This window comes from Mycobacterium sp. OTB74, assembly GCF_029892685.1.
Lineage (GTDB): Bacteria > Actinomycetota > Actinomycetes > Mycobacteriales > Mycobacteriaceae > Mycobacterium.
In genome coordinates this window covers 72106-92338 of the sequence record NZ_JARXVD010000014.1, presented here as the reverse complement: position 1 = coordinate 92338, position 20233 = coordinate 72106, and the positions used below count along the sequence as shown (strand labels likewise).

The 20233-nt window shown below is 64.9% G+C and carries 19 protein-coding genes and 2 pseudogenes; 5 read left to right on the top strand and 16 right to left on the bottom strand.

The annotated features are described in order from the left end of the window. Positions 1-98: 98 nt before the first annotated feature. Positions 99-977, top strand: coding sequence for an MBL fold metallo-hydrolase (locus tag M2432_RS18755; RefSeq protein WP_280828329.1), 879 nt, complete (start codon positions 99-101; stop codon positions 975-977). A gap of 1 nt (position 978) precedes the next feature. Here M2432_RS18755 and M2432_RS18750 read toward each other — a convergent pair whose 3' ends face one another. The 12 genes and pseudogenes from M2432_RS18750 to M2432_RS18695 form a co-directional block, all read right to left on the bottom strand. Then, positions 979-3753: an RNA helicase gene (locus M2432_RS18750; RefSeq protein WP_280828328.1), complete on the bottom strand. Its 2775-nt coding sequence runs from the start codon at positions 3751-3753 to the stop codon at positions 979-981. Then, complete coding sequence (tatC, locus tag M2432_RS18745) at positions 3737-4678, bottom strand: twin-arginine translocase subunit TatC (protein ID WP_280828327.1); 942 nt, start codon at positions 4676-4678, stop codon at positions 3737-3739. Before tatC ends, M2432_RS18750 begins: the two co-directional genes overlap by 17 nt. A gap of 64 nt (positions 4679-4742) precedes the next feature. Next, a complete protein-coding gene (gene tatA / locus M2432_RS18740; RefSeq protein WP_280828392.1) occupies positions 4743-4991 on the bottom strand; it encodes a Sec-independent protein translocase subunit TatA in 249 nt (82 codons plus the stop codon). A 30-nt stretch (positions 4992-5021) separates the two neighbouring features. Further along, positions 5022-5981 (bottom strand): YafY family protein, encoded by a 960-nt coding sequence (locus tag M2432_RS18735; protein WP_280828326.1) that lies wholly within the window; start codon positions 5979-5981, stop codon positions 5022-5024. Beyond that, entirely contained in the window at positions 5974-6972 is a 999-nt protein-coding gene (locus M2432_RS18730; protein ID WP_280828325.1) for a YafY family protein, read from the bottom strand. Before M2432_RS18730 ends, M2432_RS18735 begins: the two co-directional genes overlap by 8 nt. A gap of 66 nt (positions 6973-7038) precedes the next feature. After that, on the bottom strand, positions 7039-8397 hold the full coding sequence (pafA, locus tag M2432_RS18725) for a Pup--protein ligase (protein ID WP_280828324.1): 1359 nt from the start codon (positions 8395-8397) through the stop codon (positions 7039-7041). A gap of 66 nt (positions 8398-8463) precedes the next feature. Beyond that, a complete protein-coding gene (locus M2432_RS18720; protein WP_280828323.1) occupies positions 8464-8733 on the bottom strand; it encodes a metal-sensitive transcriptional regulator in 270 nt (89 codons plus the stop codon). Positions 8734-8791: 58 nt separating this feature from the next. Then, on the bottom strand, positions 8792-9973 hold the full coding sequence (locus tag M2432_RS18715; RefSeq protein ID WP_280828322.1) for an FAD/NAD(P)-binding oxidoreductase: 1182 nt from the start codon (positions 9971-9973) through the stop codon (positions 8792-8794). Between the two features lie 190 nt (positions 9974-10163). Continuing rightward, positions 10164-10739, bottom strand: coding sequence for a hypothetical protein (locus M2432_RS18710; protein ID WP_348536319.1), 576 nt, complete (start codon positions 10737-10739; stop codon positions 10164-10166). 219 nt (positions 10740-10958) lie between these two features. Beyond that, positions 10959-11681 (bottom strand): annotated as a pseudogene (locus M2432_RS18705) (helix-turn-helix domain-containing protein); the annotation flags it as partial. Positions 11682-11718: 37 nt separating this feature from the next. Continuing rightward, entirely contained in the window at positions 11719-12150 is a 432-nt protein-coding gene (locus M2432_RS18700) for a nitroreductase family deazaflavin-dependent oxidoreductase (RefSeq protein ID WP_280828320.1), read from the bottom strand. A 117-nt stretch (positions 12151-12267) separates the two neighbouring features. Next, positions 12268-12399: pseudogene (locus tag M2432_RS18695) on the bottom strand (SAM-dependent methyltransferase); the annotation flags it as partial. A gap of 92 nt (positions 12400-12491) precedes the next feature. Between M2432_RS18695 and M2432_RS18690 the strand changes: the two are divergent. The 4 genes from M2432_RS18690 to ugpC all read left to right on the top strand — a co-directional run bounded on the left by M2432_RS18690 (position 12492) and on the right by ugpC (position 16714). After that, positions 12492-13817: a sugar ABC transporter substrate-binding protein gene (locus M2432_RS18690; RefSeq protein ID WP_280828319.1), complete on the top strand. Its 1326-nt coding sequence runs from the start codon at positions 12492-12494 to the stop codon at positions 13815-13817. A gap of 63 nt (positions 13818-13880) precedes the next feature. Next, positions 13881-14774: a sugar ABC transporter permease gene (locus M2432_RS18685; RefSeq protein ID WP_280828318.1), complete on the top strand. Its 894-nt coding sequence runs from the start codon at positions 13881-13883 to the stop codon at positions 14772-14774. Beyond that, positions 14774-15631, top strand: a complete 858-nt coding sequence (locus M2432_RS18680) for a carbohydrate ABC transporter permease (RefSeq protein ID WP_280828317.1) — start codon at positions 14774-14776, stop codon at positions 15629-15631. The genes M2432_RS18685 and M2432_RS18680 overlap by 1 nt, the downstream gene beginning before the upstream one ends. A 3-nt stretch (positions 15632-15634) precedes the next feature. Further along, the gene (gene ugpC, locus M2432_RS18675; RefSeq protein WP_280828316.1) at positions 15635-16714 is read left to right on the top strand and encodes a sn-glycerol-3-phosphate ABC transporter ATP-binding protein UgpC; all 1080 of its coding nucleotides are present in this window, start codon (positions 15635-15637) and stop codon (positions 16712-16714) included. 29 nt (positions 16715-16743) lie between these two features. On the opposite strand, the gene prcA is transcribed toward ugpC, so the two are convergent. From prcA to dop, 4 genes are all read right to left on the bottom strand, one after another. Next, positions 16744-17508, bottom strand: a complete 765-nt coding sequence (prcA, locus tag M2432_RS18670) for a proteasome subunit alpha (protein WP_280828315.1) — start codon at positions 17506-17508, stop codon at positions 16744-16746. After that, positions 17508-18395, bottom strand: coding sequence for a proteasome subunit beta (gene prcB / locus M2432_RS18665; protein ID WP_280828314.1), 888 nt, complete (start codon positions 18393-18395; stop codon positions 17508-17510). The genes prcA and prcB overlap by 1 nt, the downstream gene beginning before the upstream one ends. After that, on the bottom strand, positions 18392-18586 hold the full coding sequence (locus M2432_RS18660; RefSeq protein WP_280828313.1) for a ubiquitin-like protein Pup: 195 nt from the start codon (positions 18584-18586) through the stop codon (positions 18392-18394). Before M2432_RS18660 ends, prcB begins: the two co-directional genes overlap by 4 nt. Before the next feature lie 74 nt (positions 18587-18660). After that, on the bottom strand, positions 18661-20169 hold the full coding sequence (dop, locus tag M2432_RS18655) for a depupylase/deamidase Dop (RefSeq protein ID WP_280828312.1): 1509 nt from the start codon (positions 20167-20169) through the stop codon (positions 18661-18663). Positions 20170-20233: the final 64 nt, after the last annotated feature.

Sequence of the window (20233 nt, the reverse complement as noted above, 5' to 3'; positions counted from 1 at the left end):
GGCATGCATGCCGCGCCGATGGCTGGCGACGCGCGTGTCTGGCCTGTTACTGCGGGTTAAACACCCGTTTGGTCCGGTCAACCCCTACTGTCGGCCACGTGAGCAATCGCATCCGGATGGGCAGCGCCACCCTGACCCGGATCGTGGAGACCCAGATCGAGGTGACGACTTCCCTGTTCGCCGCCACGCCGCCAGAATCATGGCGGGCCGAAGCCGACCTGCTGGCCACGGACTTCTGGAATGCCGACACCAATCAGTGGCGCATCATGATGCAGACCTGGGTCCTGCAGGTGGATGGCTTGACGATCGTCATCGACACCGGCGTCGGCAATGACCGGGACCGGCCCGACAAGCCGCCGCTGGATCACCTGAACACCGGATTTCTGGGCGCGCTGCACGCAGCCGGGGTCGACTCAGCGGAAGTCGATGTGGTGATAAACACCCACCTGCACACCGACCACGTCGGCTGGAACACCCAACTGGTCGATGGCAGTTGGAAACCGACGTTTCCCAACGCCCGCTATCTGATGCCAGAGGGCGACTACCGATTCTTCGCCCCGGACAGCCCGACCACGACCGACGACATGCGAATCGTGTTCTCCGACAGCATCATTCCGGTCGCCGACCAGACCGAGAAGTTCAGCGGAGAGCATCAGTTGAGTGAATCGGTGTGGTTGCGGCCGGCCGCCGGCCACACCCCGGGATCGACGGTGGTGTGGCTGGATGCAGGTAAGCCCGCGGTGTTCGTCGGCGACCTGACCCACTGCCCGATCCAGATCCCCCGACCCTCCGACCCGTGCGCATTCGACATCAACGCCGACGAGGCCACCGTCACCCGGAAACGCATCTTCACCGAGGCCGCTCGACGACGCGCCACCGTGATACCGGCGCACTATCCAGGCCATGGTGGGGCGACGATCGTCGCCCGAGGCGACCGGTTCATGGTCGACGACTGGCTGGACTTGGAGCGGATCTGAGTTACATGGTGTCGATCGCCACGACGCCGCACCGCACCGCATTGATGGCACGCTTGGCCGTCGCCCGCAACTCAGCCGACGGCGCCGCCAGCCGCACCTGATCCAGCAGATCAAGAACCTGCCGGCACCAGCGCACGAAATCGCCTGCAGACAAAGGGTTTCCGTTGCCGTTGTCGGAAGCTATCAGGGCCGCGGTCAAATCACCGTAAGAGGCCCAGCTGTACACGGCCGCCACAAAACCGGAGTCGGGTTCACGGCTGAAGGGCAGGCGGTGCCGTCGTTCGTCGCCCCGGATATCGGTCCACAAGCGGCGGGTCTTGGCCAGCGCGCGCCGCACCTCTGCGGTGGCCTGCTCGGCGCCGGGCGGTACGGAAGGCCCGTCCCCGCGCGATTCGAACAGCACCGCCGACAGCACCGCAGCCAGTTCCGCCGGGTTCAGGCCATCCCACGCACCGCTCCGCAGGCATTCGGCGACCAGCAGGTCGCTCTCGCTGTAGATGCGGGCCAGCAACCGGCCGTCATCGGTGACCTTCGGGTCATCACCGGAGGCGTCGATGAACCCTCGCTCACTCAGTAGCAGAACAATTCGGTCGAACGTGCGGGCCAGCGAGTTGGTGGCGGCGTCGACTTTCTGCTGAATCTGGGCGTTGTCCCGCTCGATCCGCAGGTACCGTTCGGCGGCGCGGACCTGGGCCTCGCGGTCGGGCAGTTGGTGCACCGGGTGACGGCGCATCTGCTCGCGTAGACCGGCAAGTTCCAGATCGACCTCAGGCCCCTCGTCTTCGGTACCGGCACTGCGCTTGCGCCGCGCCGACGGGAGCTCCAGACTTTCGGCCGCCGACAACAGCGCCGACGCCAGGTCGCGGCGCACCTTGGGTTGGCGATGTTCGACCCGTTTCGGTAGCGACATGGTGCCCAGCCGAGCCGACGGTCCGGCGTAATCAGCAACCGAAATCCTTCCGGCCCAACGGTGTTCGGTAAGAACCAGCGGACGCGGATCGTCGGCGTCCAACGCCGCCTCCAGCACCACAGCCAGACCGCTGCGCCGACCCTGACCGACGGAGATGATGTCGCCGCGCTTCAACGAGGCGAGGGCTTCGTTGACGGCCCTGCGCCGCTGTAGCCTCGAGGCCCGAGACTGGGCGCGTTCACGCTCGGTGATGGCGGCGCGCAGCCGGGCGTACTCGAGTACCGACGACCACTGCTCGCCCTGTTCTGCAGAGATCTCGCCGAGCATTCGCTCACCACGCTTGATGCCGCGTACCAGGCCCGATACCGACCGGTCGGCCTGATACTGCGCAAACGACTGTTCCAACAGCTGGTGGGCCTGCGTCGGGCTCATATGCTGCACCAGGTTGATGGTCATGTTGTACGACGGCGCGAACGAGCTACGCAGCGGGAAGGTCCGGGTCGATGCCAGACCCGCAACCTGGGCGGGGTCGGCCATCTCGTCGGTGGCGTGCCACAGCACCACCGCGTGCCCTTCGACATCGATGCCGCGGCGGCCGGCCCGTCCCGTCAACTGGGTGTACTCCCCCGGGGTCAGCGGGGCGTGTTGCTCGCCGTTGTACTTCACCAGCCGTTCCAACACCACTGTGCGGGCTGGCATGTTGATACCCAAAGCCAGTGTCTCCGTGGCGAATACGGCCTTCACCAGCCCAGCGGTGAACAGTTCCTCGACGGTGTGCCGGAACACCGGCAGCAGTCCGGCATGGTGCGCCGCCACTCCGCGCAGCAGGCCCTCACGCCATTCGTGATAGTCCAGCACCACCAGATCGGACTCGTCGAGGTCGGCGCACCGACGATCGATGACCTCCGCGATCCGGTCGCGTTCCTCACGGTTGGTCAACCGCACCGTTGAGCGCAGGCATTGCTTGACTGCGGTATCGCACCCGGCGCGGGAAAACACGAAGGTGATGGCCGGCAGCAGGCCGGCCTGATCCAGGGTGCCGATGACGTCGGGCCGACTCGGCGGGCGGTACATCGCCGGCCGGCCCCTAGGACGTCCGCGCCCGTCTCCGCTTCGACCCCGCGGTTGCCAGTCCAGCATCCGGTCGGCCTCGCGGCGGTGCGCGATGTGCCGCAGCAGCGCCGGATCGACCTGGGGCTTGGCGCCGGTAGCGCTGAGATCGAACAGATCGAACAGTCGTCGGCCCACCAGCATGTGCTGCCACAGCGGCACCGGGCGGTGCTCGTCGACCACCACGGTGGTGTCGCCGCGGACGGTCTGAATCCAGCCGCCGAACTCCTCGGCGTTGCTCACCGTGGCCGACAGGCTGACCAGTCGAACGTCGTCAGGCAGGTGCAGGATCACTTCTTCCCACACCGCACCGCGCATCCGGTCGGCCAGAAAGTGCACCTCGTCCATCACGACGTACGAAAGTCCGTACAGCGCATCAGAATTGGCGTACAGCATGTTGCGCAGCACCTCGGTGGTCATCACCACGATGTCTGCGTCACCGTTGATGGCCTGATCGCCGGTGAGCAAGCCGATGCGCTCGGGCCCGTAGCGGGCCACCAGATCGTTGTGCTTCTGGTTGCTCAGCGCCTTGATGGGCGTGGTGTAGAAGCACTTTCGGCCGGCGGCCAGCGCCAGGTGTACGGCGAACTCACCGACCACGGTCTTGCCGGCGCCCGTCGGTGCGCACACCAGTACACCCCGACCAGCTTCGAGCGCAGAGCAAGCCTGGACCTGGAAGCCGTCGAGTGTGAACGACAACCCCGCGGCGAAGTCGCGGAGTTGCGGACCGATGACGATGTCAGGTGGCGTCGTCATCGAAGTTCAGCGGCGCAGGCACCGCGCTCGGCGCGTCGATGGGTTCCGGTGTCCCGATCGGGGCGGCTTCGTCCTCGGGAACCTCGAGAGCTTCGCGACGGGCCTTACTGCGATCGTGCAACCTGGCCACCTGGATGGAAATTTCCAGCAGCACCGTCAGCGCCAGTGACAACGCCAGCATGGAGAACGGATCCGAGCCTGGCGTGGCGAAAGCGGCGAACACGAACAGCCCGAAAATCAACCCGCGGCGCCACGCTGCCAGCCGCTCATAAGTCAGCACGCCGACCATGTTGAGCATGATGATCAGCAACGGGAACTCGAAGCTGATACCGAACACGATCAGCAGGTTGATCAGGAAGCCGAAGTACTGCTCGCCGGACAGCGCGGTGATCTGCACGTCGCTGCCCACAGTGAGTAGGAACGACAGCGCCTTGGACAGCACCACATAGGCCAGTAGTGCACCGGAGACGAACAACAGCGCGCCGAACCCGACGAACAGCGAGGCGAACCGGCGTTCCTTCTTGTACAACCCAGGAGTGATGAACGCCCAGATCTGATAGAGCCACACCGGGCAGGCCAAGATGACGCCCGCGGCCATACCGACCTTGAGCCGCAGCATGAACTGATCGAATGGCGCCGTCGCAAGCAACCGGCATTCGCCGTTGGGGGCGATGGTCGCCCGCGCCGAAGCGGGCAGCGCACAGTATGGTCCGCGCAACCAGTCCCCCAAGCTGGGGTAGCCGAAGATGCCATGGCTGTACCAGAAGAAACCGACAACGGTGGTCAACAGGACCGCGATGACCGCGATGAGCAGACGGCTGCGCAGCTCTTCGAGGTGGTCGACGAGCGACATGGTGCCGTCAGGATTGACCCGCGCACGTCGACGGCGCGGGTCAAGCTTCTTGAGAAATCCGGGAATCTGCACGTGTTTAGTACGGGATGCCGCACCGTCACGCGCTCATCGCGTGACGGCCGGCGTCCAACAAAGATCAGGCCGGGTGCTTGTCCGCGGAGTCCGGTGCCTGCTGCGGCGCAGGCGCCGGAGCTTCGGCCCGCTCAGATGCGATCGGCGTGGGGGCGGCCGGTTGACCGTCCGACTGCATCTCCTTGATTTCTGACTTGAAGATGCGCATCGACTTGCCGAGCGAACGAGCCGCGTCCGGCAGCTTCTTGGCGCCGAACAGCAGAACGAAAACCGCAATGACAATCAACCAGTGCCACGGCTGTAAACCGCCCAATTTGGTCACCTCCAGAAGTTGTTGCCGAGTCTACTCGCCAGAGTCGGATTGGTACGCCGCCAACGCCGCGGTGGCGCCCTGTCGAACCCGATCGGCCAGCGCCGGCGGGTCGACCACCCGAACCGCCGCGCCGAAGCCGAGCACAAACCGGGCCATCCACTCATCGGACGCATATGTCATGGTGGCTTCCCAGCTGCCGTCAGGGAATTTCCGTTGCTCACGCAGCGGGTAGTAGTCGAATACCCAGGACGCCGACTTGTCGATCAGCAGCGTGGCCGTCGGCAGGCTGGGGTCGGCGGCCTCGGCAGAGAACAGCGAGGTGTCGGGCTCGGCCGGAACCGCAGGTGCTGCCGCTGGTTCGTCGAGCACGGCGGCGTCGACGATGCGATCGAACCGGAACAACCGAACCGCCTCGGCCGTGCGGCACCAGGCCTCCAGGTAACTGTGGTCGCCGATCAGTCGCACCCGGATGGGGTCGACGGTCCGGTGCGACACAGTGTCATGCGAGGCCGAGTAGTACTCCATGGCCAGCGCCCGTTTGTCCCGAGCTGCGGCGCGCACTGCCGCGGTCGCCTTGTTCTCCGGCCCGGTGGAATGGGCGTGCTCACCGCCGCTGACCGCCCCCGCCGCGGCTTCGATCTTGGCGATCGCGCTGCGGGCCGCCTCGGGGTCGACCACCCCCGGCACGTCAACCAGCGCACGCAGAGCCATCAGCACGCCGGTCGCCTCCAGCGAAGTGAGCCGCAGCGCCCGATCCATCCCCGCCGAGAAGATCACGTCGACGGTGCCACCCTCGAAATCGAGGTCGATCAGGTCACCGGGGCCGCCGCCTGGCAGGCCGCACATCCACAGCTGGTTGAGATCAGCCAACAGTTGCTTGCGGCTCACACCCAGTTCGGCCGCAGCCTCCTCGTGGCTGATCTGCGGGTTGGCTTGGAAGTACGGGACCATGTTCAGCAGCCGCATCAAGCGGATGGACGTGTTACTCATCGTCAGCCACTCCCTGCGCCTGCGCTCGCAGCCGGCCAATCACGTTGTCCCGCAAGGATTCCGGCTCCAGTACCACCGCGTCGGCCCCATGGCCGGCGATCTCCCGGGCCAGCCGGTCGACCATGCCTATATCGAGGACGATCTCGTCGCCACCACGCCCGTCGCGGTTACTTGGTGCGGTGCTGACGGCCTGGCGGCGCAGCGCTGTTGCCCGGCCCTGCGCGACCCATACCCGAGCCTGTTCACCGGCCGGCCACTCGGCCACCGCCTGGTGCACGATGTCGCGCAGGTTAACGCCCTCCGGCCGGGTGACGGCGCAGTCGGGGCCGACGGCTCGTACGCCGTCACCGATGCGGGAGACCCGGAAGGTGCGCGGCGCATCACGGTCACGGTCGTGGCCGACGACGTACCACCGGCCGCCATATGTGACGACGCCCCAAGGTTCCAGGGTGCGGTCGACGAACGGCGCACTCCGGTTGGATCGGTGCCTGAACTGCACGGCACGGCCGGAATCGATGGCGGACAAGAGGATTCCGAGCGCCTCCTCGGAGCCGCGCAGCCCTGGGGTGGCGCCGGAGGCGATCGCCACTGCGGTGTCGGGCGCATCGACGTCCGCCCCGGCCGCCCGCAGCTTGAGCAACGCACCCTGGGTCGCGGTCACCAGCTCCGGGGACTCCCACAGCTGGGTGGCGATCGCGACGGCCGCGGCTTCGTCAGTCGTCAGCTCGACCGGCGGCAACTCGTACGCGGTGCGGTTGATGCGGTAGCCGTCATTCGTGTCCATCACCGAGGCACGCCCGGTCTCCAGCGGGATGCCCAGATCGCGCAACTCGCTCTTGTCCCGCTCGAACATCCGGGAGAACGCCTCGTCGTTGGTGGAATCCTGATACCCGGCGACATTGGCCCGGATCTGTTCCGCAGACAGGTAACTGCGGGTGGACAGCAGCGCGATGACGAGATTCATCAACCGCTCAACCTTGGGCGTCGGCACGCCCAACAGAGTAAGGGGTTGATACGCGATGGCCGCCGAGTGCCACGTGTCTGGCGCGGCGAGCCGTCACATGCTGGCGATCAGCCGGTTCACCCGCTCATCGACCGACCGGAACGGGTCCTTGCACAGCACAGTGCGCTGAGCCTGGTCGTTGAGCTTGAGGTGCACCCAGTCGACCGTGAAGTCACGCCCAGCTTCCTGTGCAGCCGTGATGAACTCGCCGCGCAACTTGGCCCGGGTGGTCTGCGGCGGGGTGTTCACCGCAGCGTCGATCTCCTCGTCGGTGGTGATCCGGGCAGCCAGCCCCTTGCGCTGCAGCAGGTCGAAGACACCGCGGCCACGCTTGATGTCGTGGTACGCCAGGTCCAATTGAGCGATCTTGGCATCGGACAGTTCCATGTTGTGGCGGTCCTGGTAACGCTGGAACAGCTTGCGCTTGATCACCCAGTCGATCTCGGTGTCGACCTTGGCGAAGTCCTGGCTTTCGACCGCGTCGAGCTGGCGGCCCCACAGGTCGACGGCCCGTTCGATCTGCTCGTTGGGTTCACGCGTCTGCAGGTAATCCACGGCGCGCGAATGGTATTCACGCTGGATGTCCAGGGCGCTGGCCTGCCTGCCGCCGGCCAGCCGCACGGGACGTTGGCCGGTCAGGTCGTGGCTGACCTCACGGATGGCACGAATGGGGTTATCCAGCGAGAAATCCCGGAACGGCACGCCGGCCTCGATCATTTCCAGCACCAGCGAAGCACTGCCCACCTTGAGCATCGTGGTGGTCTCGCTCATGTTGGAGTCGCCGACGATCACATGCAGCCGGCGGTACTTCTCGGCATCGGCATGCGGTTCATCGCGGGTATTGATGATCGGGCGGGACCGCGTGGTCGCGCTCGAGACACCCTCCCAGATGTGCTCAGCACGCTGGGACAGGCAGAACGTCGCAGCCTTCGGGGTCTGCAGGACCTTGCCCGCGCCGCAGATCAGCTGGCGAGTGACCAGGAACGGCAGCAGGACATCGGAGATCCGGGAGAACTCCCCCGCACGCACGATCAGGTAGTTCTCGTGGCAGCCGTACGAGTTGCCCGCCGAGTCCGTGTTGTTCTTGAACAGGTAGATGTCGCCGCCGATGCCCTCGTCAGCCAGCCGCTGCTCGGCATCGACCAGCAGGTCCTCCAGGACGCGCTCACCTGCCCGGTCATGGGTGACCAATTGGGTCAGGTTGTCGCACTCGGCGGTCGCATACTCCGGATGACTACCCACGTCAAGGTACAGCCGCGCGCCGTTACGCAGAAAAACGTTGGAACTGCGGCCCCAGGACACCACACGCCGGAAAAGGTAACGCGCTACTTCGTCGGGGCTGAGCCTGCGGTGACCGTGGAACGTGCAGGTCACGCCAAACTCGGTCTCGATTCCCATGATCCGTCGCTGCACATGGTCGAGCTTACTGGGTGCAGTTCGGTACAGGTGTGCAACGGCTCACAGCGAATTCGCGTCGGGTCAGGCCAGCGACAGGAACAATTTCTCCAGTTCGGCCTCGCTCATCGGCTCGCGACCCTCCTCGGCGTTACCGGCCAGGCACTCACGCAGGCCGCTGGCGACGATCTTGAAGCCGGCGCGGTCCAGCGCCTTCGACACCGCCGCGAGCTGCGTGATGACGTCCTTGCACTCCCGGCCCTGCTCGATCATCGAGATGACGCCCGCCAACTGACCCTGCGCGCGGCGCAACCGGGCCAGGACCGCAGCCACTGCCTCTTCATCACCGATCATGTCGCACCTACCTTTCGTCACGGTTCTCCAGCCGGACCCACCTATACCCCACAGGGTATCAGCGAACGGCCGGTGCCGCCGCACGCTCCCACAGCGCACGCCACTGGGCCTCCTCGGCCTGCTTGTCGTGATGCAACTGCTCGGACGGCCGGCTCAGATGGATCTCCGGATGCGGCGTCTCAAAGAAGTTGCCCTTGCCCTGAGCCGAGACATGCCCGCCGACGTCGATGTAGCAGTAGCCCTCGCCGGACAGCGCGGCCCCGTCGCCGACGAGCCCGAGATAGCGCAATGCGTTGCGGGCAGCGGCCTTTGCACCGTTCTTGGCGAAGATCGCGGCCTTGGGCACGGCCCGACCTGGCCCGGAGGTCACCGTGGTCGCATCTCCGATAGCGAAGATCCCCGGGTATTCGGTCGCCATATCGGTGTCGACGGTGATCCAGCCCTTCTCGTCGAGCGAGACTGCCGGCTCGTGCGGCGGCACGAACACCAGCAGGTCGAACTCAGCGACGGTGCCGTCGGCGAAGTGGATCACCTTCTGGTCGGGGTCGACGCGCTCGACGACATGCTCGCCGTGGAACGTGATGTCTTCCTTGCCAAGCACTTCCACCAGTTCGAGCCCGGCGTACGGTCCTGCCGATGGCATGGGCTGCTTCTCCGGGGTGTACACCGCGATGTCGGTGGACTCGCGACAGTTTTTGTCGTGCAGCAGGTCTGCGGCCAGCAGTGCGCCTTCGTACGGCGCAACCGGGCAGCGGTAGGGCACCGAAGTAACAAGGAATGCCAGCTTGCCGCCGGGGAAGCGCTCGAGTGCCGCATACGCAACGGCCGCCGCATCGGCGCTGTAGTAGTGCACCGCAACCCTGGCATCGGCCGCGTCCTGAAGCCCCGGAATCTTGTCGACGACGTTGCGGGCACCCGTGGCGACGATCAGTGCGCCGAAAGCGATTTCAGTGCCGTCAGCCAGTGTGACAACACGCGCCGAGCGGTCGATTGTGGCCACAGTACCGGTCACGGTTTTGACGCCGGACAGCACGGCGACAGTCGGTTCGATGGGCACGCTGCTCTGTTCGCGCCAACCACGCATCACCCACGGCAGGGTGAAACCGAGGAAGTGCGAGAAGTCCTCATCGACGATGGTGATATCCAAATCATCAAGGGCCACGCCAGATTCGGCGAGTTCTTTGATGACGGACAGGCCGCCGATACCGGCACCGAGGATCACCAGCTTGTTGTCGTTCATCTCATTACCTCCAGAACTTCAGACGGGACGGTTTATCGGACTTCGGATGCCCTTCACACCACTGGGCAGCGGGCACAGTGGCTTTGACGGCATCGACGTGCATTCCGCAACCGGACCACGTCATCTTGGCGCAGACCGAGCAGCGCTTGGCGTGACACATGCTTTGACCTTTCAATACTTTCAATGCTTTTCAGTGGATACGTGGACGTTCGATTTGGGTGAACTGCGGCATCTCGGTCAGCCTGGCCAGAGCGGCAAAGTCGGCCGCAGCGACCTCGACCGCAGGCAGCTCGGTGAAAACCGGCCCGAAAAAAGTGTGGCCGTTGATGGTCAGCAGTGGACTGCCGCAGGGGCCGCCGTAGGCGTCCTGCGCGGCCTGATGCGACTGTCCAACAAGCCCATCGAGCGCGTCGTCGTCGAGTACCGACGCGGTGATCCCCGATGTCCCGACCGCAGCCAGCACTTTGTCGGCCAACTCCACGTCAACCGGTAGCGACTGATCGAAATAGAGCTCACCGAGGGCGAAATAAGCAGCGACCAGCGGCTCAGTGCCCAAGTCCCGGCGGATGGCGGCCATCAGCCGGCCAACACGCCTCGAATCCACCATTCGGGCCTGCTGCGCGGCGGGCAACTCACGACCCTCGTTGAGGACGGCCAGATTCAACAGTCGCCAATCGATCTCAGCCACGCCGGCCGCCGCCACGGCCTGCATCCACCGTGCGGTGTTCCAGGTGAACGGGCAGACTGGGTCCAGCCATAGCGTCACTGCCGTCGGACCACCGGATTGCTCACCGCCGGGTTGCTTGAGGGTCACGTTGTGCTCCTTCGCAATTCGTACCGATTCACGGACTACCAGGACCGTCTCCCACACTCATGGTATACCCCCAGGGGTATTGGTCAATCGTGTCGTCCGTCACGACGTCGGCAACAATACCCTAGGGGGTATGGCCCAAGCCCAGCGTCCGAGGCAACACCGATGGTGTGATCAGGCTGTCGCGCTCGGAATCCGCGCCAACATCGCCAACAACAACTCGGCGCGGACCCGAGCCACGCCTAGATCGCAGCCCAGCAGCGCCTCTGCGGTCTCGATGCGCTTGCGCAACGTGTGCCGGTGCACACCGACCACCGCCGCGGCCGACTCCCAGTGACCGTTGGCCTCCAGAAATGCCCGCAGCGACTCCATCAGTTCGGTGCCGAACTCCGCGTCATGCTCGACGACGGGACCCAGCACCGCGCCACCGAGTGCAATGAGCACCTCGCGACTCTCCCCGAACGACAACAACGCACTGCCCGCCATCGCGGCGAATTCCAAAGGTACACCGCCACGTTCGGCCACCGATGCCGCCATCCGGGCATTGTCGGCGGCCTCGGTCAGCTTGGACAGCAGTTGCACTCCGCTCAGTCCGCTGCGGATCGTCTTGCGCAGCGTTCGGTCGATGCCGGCCAGCAGCGCGGTCGCGTTCTCAGTGGTTTCCGTCCCGGGCAACAGGACCGTCAGCCGCTGCTCGGTGGAGTGCACGAAGACGGGGTGCCCGGCGTTTTCGATCTGGTGTATCACCGCCGCGCTGATCCGGCGTAGCGAATCGCCGGGGTCCGCGGCGCTGCGGGCGTCGGTGCTGGTCTGGATGACCAGCACCCGGATCCGGCCCCGATGATCGGCAGCCTGCGACAGTTGCGCCCATACCGGTTCCACGCGGTGCATGCCAATGTCGTCGAACGCGCCGCCGACGGCTCCGCAGAGACAGTTACGCCCGCTGCAACTCGAACAGCGGAATCACCCGGCTGGTCTTGGATTGAGACTCAGCTACAACCGGCGCCACGGCAGTCAGCTTTGGGAACAGTTCCTCACGCTCTGCGGGAGGCAGTTCGCGCGCCGTCACGTCGAACGCGTCGGGACCGACCTCGACGTGTGCCTGTGGGTTGGCCCGCAGGTTGTGCACCCAATTCGGATTGACTGAAGCGCCGTGGAAGGACCCGATCACGATCAGCTTGTCGTCGATGTGGAAATAGACCAGGGGCGACACCCGGCGCTGGCCGGATTTGGCGCCCGTGGTGGTCAGCAGCAGCAGGTCGGCCTGAGTGAATGGCCCAGTGACCTTGCCGCCGTTGGCCCGGAACTCGTCGACGATGCCCTTGTTGAAGTTCTTGACATCTTCGGCGTTTGTAAAATCGGTCATGCCTGGTCAACCGGCTTGGGCTTGGCGTCTATTCCGGACACCTTACGCTGCTGGGCGGTGATCGGCGCCCGGCGCGGCGTGGTCGGTGACCTCTGGCTCGACGACTGCGGCTTCGTGCGGTTCAGCGAATGGATCATCGATCAGTGGCGCCGGGTCGCGACTGGCCATGGCACGCGCGGCCGCGACCATGGTGGCGGTGGCACCGACGCTGGAAGCCAAATCCCACGTGTCGTTCTCGGTACGAGCCATATTCGCCTCTTTTGCCTACGGGTCAGTGTCAGCCTCGACGTCACGCCGCCGGAATGCCAGCATCGACGGTAGCCCGCGATGCTGGGAGCAACATGTACGAAAACCTGTTTGATCGCCGCACGCTGCTGCGCGGTGCCGGAGTGCTCGGCGCAGCAGCGTTGGCGCCGTGGGGTTCGGCGTGTGGCAACCCCGACGAACACACACTGACCTTCTTCTTTGCCGCCAATCCGGAGGAAGCAGACGCCCGCAGGCGGGTCATCGCAGAATTCGGCCGCCTCCACCCAGACATCCCGGTCCGAATCGTGCTGTCCGGCCCGGACCCAGTGCAGCAGATGTCGACGTTCTGCGCCGGTGGCCGGTGCCCCGATGTGCTGATGGCGTGGGAATTGACCTATGCGTCGCTGGCCGACCGCGGTGTGCTGCTGGATCTCAACACGCTGGCCGCGAAGGACCCCGATTTCGCCAGTCAACTGAAGGCCGACAGCATCCCGTCGCTGTACGACACCTTCGCTTTCAAGGGCGGGCAGTACGCATTCCCCGAGCAATGGTCTGGGAATTTCCTGTTCTACAACCGGGCATTGTTCGCCGGGGCCGGCGTGCGACCACCACCGGCCAGCTGGGAACAGCCCTGGAGTTTCACCGAATTCCTCGATGCAGCAAAGGCTTTGACCAAGCGCGATCGGGCGGGCAAAGTCAGCCAGTGGGGATTCGTCGAAACCTGGGTGCCCACCTACTCGGCCGGCCTGTTCGCCATGAACAATGGCGCGCAGTGGTGCGTGCCACGGACCAACCCGACCCATCTGAACTTCAACGACGACGCGTTCCTCGAAGGTGTGCAATTCTACGCCGATCTAGCTGCCAGACACCGGGTTTCGCCCACCGCGATCGACGCGCAGTCGATGTCCACGATGGATCTGTTCGCAGCGGGCAAAGCAGCGATGGCGCTGGCCGGACATTGGCGTTTTCAGAGCTTCGCCCGGTCCGACGGGCTCGATTTCGATGTCACTGCATTGCCGGTCGGCCCCCGCGGCACCCACGCTTGTTCCAACATCGGCACCACCGGCTTGGCCATCGCGGCCGCCAGTCGGCACAAGGACCAGGCCTGGGAGTTCATCAAGTTTGCGACCGGTCCCGTCGGCCAGGCCCTGATCGCCGACACCGGACTATTCGTGCCGGCGCTCAACCCGGCCCTCAAATCAGCCGGGTTTGCGCTTGCACACAAGCGGATTCGCAACCTCGCCGTGCTGACCGGCGGGCCGGCGCGCTCTGGGTACCTGCCGATCACCCCGTGCTGGAACAAGATCGACGCGTTGATGGACCGGAGTTTCGGTCCGGTATTGCGTGGCACCCAACCTGCAACGTCACTGAAAACCAGGTTATCCGGACAGGTCGACGCGATATTGGCGGGCGGCGCATGACTTTCGGCGAGAAGCGCAGCGCACGGCGCATGACTGGTCAGCGAGAAGCGAAGCGGATCGCGCATGAGTAATCGCCTGTCCGCCGCAGAACGGGCTAGAGCCCGTGCCGGGCGCGCTTTCGTCGTACCGAATTTGGCCGCACTGGTGGTGTTCATGCTGTTTCCGCTCGGTTTCTCGCTGTATATGAGCGGTCAGCGGTGGGATCTGTTCAGCCCAGCGAAATTCGTGGGGACGGCCAACTACCACCACCTGTTCACCGCAGACCCACTCTTCGGCATCGCGCTACGCAACACTGTGGTTTTCACCATCGGTTCCGTGCTGCCCACGCTGGTGATCAGCCTGGCAGTGGCGGCCCTGCTGAACCGAAAGCTTAAGGGCATCAATATCTTCCGGACCATCATCTTCCTGCCGCTGGCGGTCTCGGCAGTGGTGATGTCGGTGGTGTGGCAATTCGTCTTCAACACCAACAACGGGCTGCTCAACATCATGCTGGGCTGGTTCGGGCTGGGCCCGGTCCCCTGGCTGGTCGACCCGCACTGGGCGATGGTCTCGCTGTGCCTGGTCAGCGTCTGGAAGAGCGTTCCGTTCGCGACGGTCATCTTGCTGGCCGCGATGCAAGGCATCCCCGAAACCCTTTACGAAGCCGCCAGAATCGACGGCGCCGGTGAACTCCGGCGCTTCTTCTCGATCACCCTTCCGATGATCCGCAGCGCACTGTCCTTCGTGGTGATCATCTCGATCATCAACGCATTCCAGGCCTTTGATCAGGTCTACGTGTTGACCGGTGGCAACGGCGGGCCGGAGTCGGCCACCTACGTACTGGGCATCATGCTGTTCCAGCATGCGTTCGCGTTCAGTGAATTCGGTTATGCCTGTGCCCTGGCCTGGGTGATGTTCGCCATCTTGCTGGTGCTGACCGTGTTGCAACTGCGTCGCTCCCGGCGGGCCGAATCGTGATGTCCCAATTCGCACCGCGGAAGCAGCGGATCATCCGACGCGGGATGCTCCGTGCCGCGCTGATATACACGCTGCTGATCGCCATGGCATGGTGCGCAATGTTTCCGGTGCTGTGGGCGCTGTCCGGATCGTTGAAGACGCCGGCCGAGGTCAGTGAACCCAAACTGCTTCCGGCGCAACCGCAGTGGTCCAACTACGCCGAGGTGTTCACCCTGATGCCGTTCTGGCGGATGTTCGCCAATACCGTGCTGTATGCCGGTTGCGTGACGGCCGGGCAGGTGTTCTTCTGTTCGCTGGCGGGTTATGCGTTTGCCCGCTTGCCTTTCCGTGGTCGCGACACCATGTTTGTGCTGTACCTGGCGACCCTGATGGTGCCGCTGACTGTCACGGTCATTCCGCAGTTCATCATCATGCGCGTCCTCGGCTGGACCGACACCCCTTGGGCGATGATCGTGCCAGGGCTGTTCGGTTCCGCATTCGGCACCTATCTCATGCGACAGTTCTTCCGGACCCTGCCCACCGACCTCGAGGAGGCCGCCGTGCTCGACGGCTGCTCGCCCTGGCAGATCTATTGGCGGATACTGTTGCCGCACACCAAGCCTGCGCTCATGGTGTTGGGGGTGTTGACATGGGTGAACGTCTGGAATGACTTTCTCTGGCCGCTGGTGATGATCCAGCGGCCTGAAATCGCCACGTTGACGCTGGGCCTGGTTTGGACTCAGGGACAGCATGTTTCGCGGTGGCCGGTGCTGATGGCGGCCTCCATCCTGATCCTGCTGCCATTGATCGCCCTGTACGCGGTGGCGCAGCGCTCGTTCATCCGCGGTGTCGCAATGACCGGTCTGGGCGGGCAGTGACCAATGGCCACAGTGGATTTCGACAAGGTGACCCGGTGCTTCCCCGGGACTGACCGGCCGGCGGTGGACCAGCTGGATCTGGCTGTCGGCGACGGCGAGTTCCTGGTTCTGGTCGGACCGTCCGGTTGTGGCAAGTCGACCTCGCTGCGGATGCTGGCGGGCCTCGAGAGCGTGGATTCCGGACGCATCCGGATCGGTGGTGCCGACGTCACGGACACCGATCCGAAAGACCGCGATATCGCCATGGTTTTCCAGAACTACGCGCTGTACCCGCATATGACGGTGGCGCAGAACATGGGGTTTGCCCTCAAGATCGCGCGGCACCCCAAAGCCGAGATCGCCGAGCGGGTGCTGGATGCGGCCCGCATGCTGGACCTCGAGCCGTATCTGAATCGCAAGCCCAAGGACCTGTCCGGTGGCCAGCGCCAGCGAGTGGCGATGGGACGGGCCATCGTGCGCCATCCGCAGGTGTTCCTCATGGATGAGCCGTTGTCTAACCTCGACGCGGGCCTGCGGGTGCAGACCCGTAACCAAATCGCCGCGCTACAGAGGAGATTGGGTACCACCACGCTGTACGTGACGCACGATCAGGTCGAGGCGATGACCATGGGCGACCGGGTCGCCGTACTACGCGACGGGGTGCTGCAACAGTGCGCGCCGCCGCGCGAGCTGTACCGCAATCCGACCAACACCTTCGTCGCCGGCTTTCTCGGGGCACCACCGATGAACCTGTTCGCGCTGTCGGTTCGCGGCGACTCAGTTGCACTGGGCGACTGGATGATCCAGCTGCCAAGAGCGATTGCTGATGCCGGACCCGACGTGGTGGTCGGCATCCGGCCCGAACACTTCGAGCTGGGCTCGGACAGTGGGACCGAGGTCGAAGTCGACGTCGTCGAGGATCTCGGCGCTGACGCTTACCTACACGGCCGGATCACCGCAGATGGTATGGACGGCACCGCCGGCCATACCGTCACGGCACGTACCGATGCTCACGACCCGCCGGCGCGCGGAAGCCGGGTACGACTCGTCGCCAAGCCCGAGCACCTGCGCTTCTTCGGCAGCACCGGAGCACGACTGGAGTGAGCAGAACCGACACCGACCCGATAGCGGAGCTATTCGGCTTCGCCTTCGGCTTCGGCTTCGGCTTCGCCTTCGGCATCAGCTTCGGCCGGGTTCGCATCCGCCTTGGGCAGCAACGCATTCAGTGCCGCACCGGTGATCCGGCGGAACGCCCGGCGTGGGCGCTTGGCGTCCAGGACCGCGACCTCCAGGCTCGATACCCCAAGTACGCGATCTTCTCCGGCACCCGCATGCAGCGCATCGACAGCGATCTTCACCGCGTCGGCCAAACTGGCGTTCTCGGTGTAGGAATCGTTGAGCGCCGTGGCGATGGGCTCGGTGGTGCCGCCCATCACCACGAAATGCGGCTCGTCGGCGATGGACCCGTCGTACGTGATCCGGTACAGCTCAGGGGCTTTGGTCTCGCCGTAATGGGCCACCTCGGCCACGCACAACTCGACCTCGTACGGCTTGGCCTGCTCGGTGAAGATGGTGCCAAGAGTCTGGGCGTACACGTTGGCCAGTTGCCGACCCGTGACGTCACGACGGTCGTAGGCGTAACCGCGGGTGTCAGCGAACTGGATACCGCCGCGACGCAAGTTGTCGAACTCGTTGAACCGCCCGACCGCGGCGAAACCCACCCGGTCGTAGAGCTCGCTGACCTTTTGCAACGACCGCGACGGGTTCTCCGCGACGAACAGCACGCCACCTGCATAGGCCAGCGCCACCACACTGCGGCCACGCGAAATGCCTTTGCGCGCAAGCTCGGAACGCTCACGCATCGCCTGTTCGGGCGAGATGAAATACGGAAAGCTCATCAGGCGTTGCCTCCAGCGCGCGTCCGCTTGGCGATGACCTCGCGGGCCAGCGCGGCGATCCGCTCCTCTGTGACTTCTTCGGCGCCGTCGGCACCTATCAGCGCCGCGGTCGGGTAGATGCCACGCGTCAGGTCCGGTCCGCCAGTCGCCGAATCGTCATCAGCAGCGTCGTAGAGCGCCTCGATGGCGACCTTCAAGGCTGAATCCGCATCGGTCACTTGGGAATACAGCTTCTTGATGGACGACTTGGCGAACAACGAACCCGAGCCCACCGACTGGTAACCCTCGTCCTCGATATTCCAGCCGCCGGCAGCGTCGAACGAGACGATACGACCGGCATTGCCTGGATCAGAATCATCGAGGTCATAGCCCACCAGCAGCGGCAACGCGACAAAGCCCTGCAGCGCAGCACCGAGATTGCCGCGAACCATGATGGCCAACCGGTTGACTTTGCCCCGGAAGGTCAGCGGTACGCCTTCGAGCTTCTCGTAGTGCTCGAGTTCTACGGCGTACAACCGGGCGAATTCCACCGCGATGGCCGCCGTGCCGGCGATGCCGGTGGCGGTGTAGTCGTCGGCGATATGCACCTTCTGCACGTCACGGCTGGCGATCATGTTGCCTTGGGTGGCCCGCCGGTCCCCCGCGATCAACACGCCACCGGGGAACTTCAACGCGACGATCGTGGTGCCATGGGGCAAGTCCGAACCGCCCGCTGAAACCCCATTGCTCCTCACGTCCGCGGTCACGTCACTCACCGACGGCAGCAGGTGTGGTGCCTGTCGGCTCAGAAACTCCGAGAACGACGACAGACTCAGCTGCGGTGAGGTGACATCTAAACGATCGGCGAATTGGGGCCCAGCGGGTAAGCGGCTGTACCGGGCCGTCATTCCCCACCCTTTTGGACATAAGCCCGCACGAAGTCCTCGGCGTTCTCCTCAAGCACGTCGTCGATCTCATCGAGCAGGTCGTCAGTGTCCTCGGCCAGCTTCTCTCGACGCTCCTGGCCCGCGGCAGACGGGCCCGACTGGTCGTCGTCCTCGCCGCCACCACCGCCACGCTTGGTCTGTTCCTGAGCCATCGCCGCCTCCTACTGCTCGATTGCGTTACCTCACACTACCGGTCGGCACCCGTCTTGCCCGGTATGCCAAGCAGTTACGTCGTGAGCTGTTCCACCAGTTCCACGGCGCTGTCCACTGAATCCAACAACGCACCGACGTGTGCTTTGCTGCCGCGCAGCGGCTCCAGGGTGGGAATACGCACCAGCGACTCGCCTCCGAGGTCGAAAATCACCGAGTCCCAGCTGGCCGCGGCGATGTCTGCACCGAACCGGCGCAGGCATTCACCCCGGAAGTAGGCCCGCGTGTCGGTCGGCGGGTTGTGTACCGCGTCGAGCACCTCCTGCTCGGTGACCAACCGCTGCATCGAACCGCGCGCCACCAGCCGGTTGTACAGGCCTTTGTCCAGCCGAACGTCGGAATACTGCAGGTCCACAAGGTGCAGCCGCGGCGCGTTCCAGCTCAGGTTCTCGCGCTGCCGGAAACCCTCCAGCAGGCGCAGCTTGGCCGGCCAGTCGAGGATCTCGGCGCACTCCATCGGGTCGCGTTCGAGCAGATCCAGCACCCGTGCCCAGGTCTCGATGACGTGGTTGGCCCGCGGGTCCGGGTCGCGGCGCTCCTGCAACTTGGCCACCCGGTCCAGGTAGATGCGTTGCAGCGCAAGGCCGGTCAGCTCGCGGCCATCGGCCAGCGCCACAGTGGCCCGCAGCGACGGGTCGCGGCTGATGACGTGCACCGCGTGCACCGGGCGGGCCAGCGCCAGGTCCGACAGCTCGATGCCCTCGGCCGCACCGAACTCGATCAGGTCGAGCACCAGCGAAGTGGTGCCCACCTTGAGGTAGGTCGACGTCTCCGAGAGGTTGGCGTCACCGATGATGACGTGCAGCCGCCGGTACTTGTCGGCGTCGGCGTGCGGCTCGTCCCGGGTGTTGATGATGCCGCGCTTGAGCGTGGTCTCCAGGCCGACCTCGACCTCGATGTAGTCGGCCCGCTGAGTGAGCTGGAAGCCCGGCTCGTCGCCGGATTGCCCGATACCGACCCGGCCGGAACCGGTGACCACCTGCCGCGACACGAAGAACGGAGTCAACCCGGCGATCACCGAGGTGAACGGGGTCTGACGGCTCATCAGGTAGTTCTCGTGCGAACCGTACGACGCACCCTTGCCGTCGACGTTGTTCTTGTACAGCTGCAGCCTGGCCGCGCCGGGCACGCTGGCCACGTGCCGAGCCGCGGCCTCCATGACGCGTTCGCCGGCTTTGTCCCAGATCACCGCATCCATCGGATCGGTGACCTCGGGCGCCGAGTACTCCGGATGGGCATGGTCGACATAGAGCCGAGCGCCATTGGTCAAGATCATGTTGGCGGCGCCGATCTCGTCAGCGTCCACGATCGGTGCGGGGCCAGTGGAACGGCTCAGGTCAAAGCCACGGGCGTCGCGCAGCGGGGATTCGACCTCGTAGTCCCAGCGCGTGCGCTTGGCCCGCTGGATCCCGCTGGCCGCCGCATATGCCAGCACCGCCTGAGTCGACGTCAGGATCGGATTTGCGGTCGGATCCGACGGCGATGAGATGCCGTATTCGACCTCGGTCCCGATGATCCGTTGCATGCCGCTCAGACTAGACGAATCGCTTTCAAGCCCCCGTCCGACTTCTGTTGCACGATTGAGCACC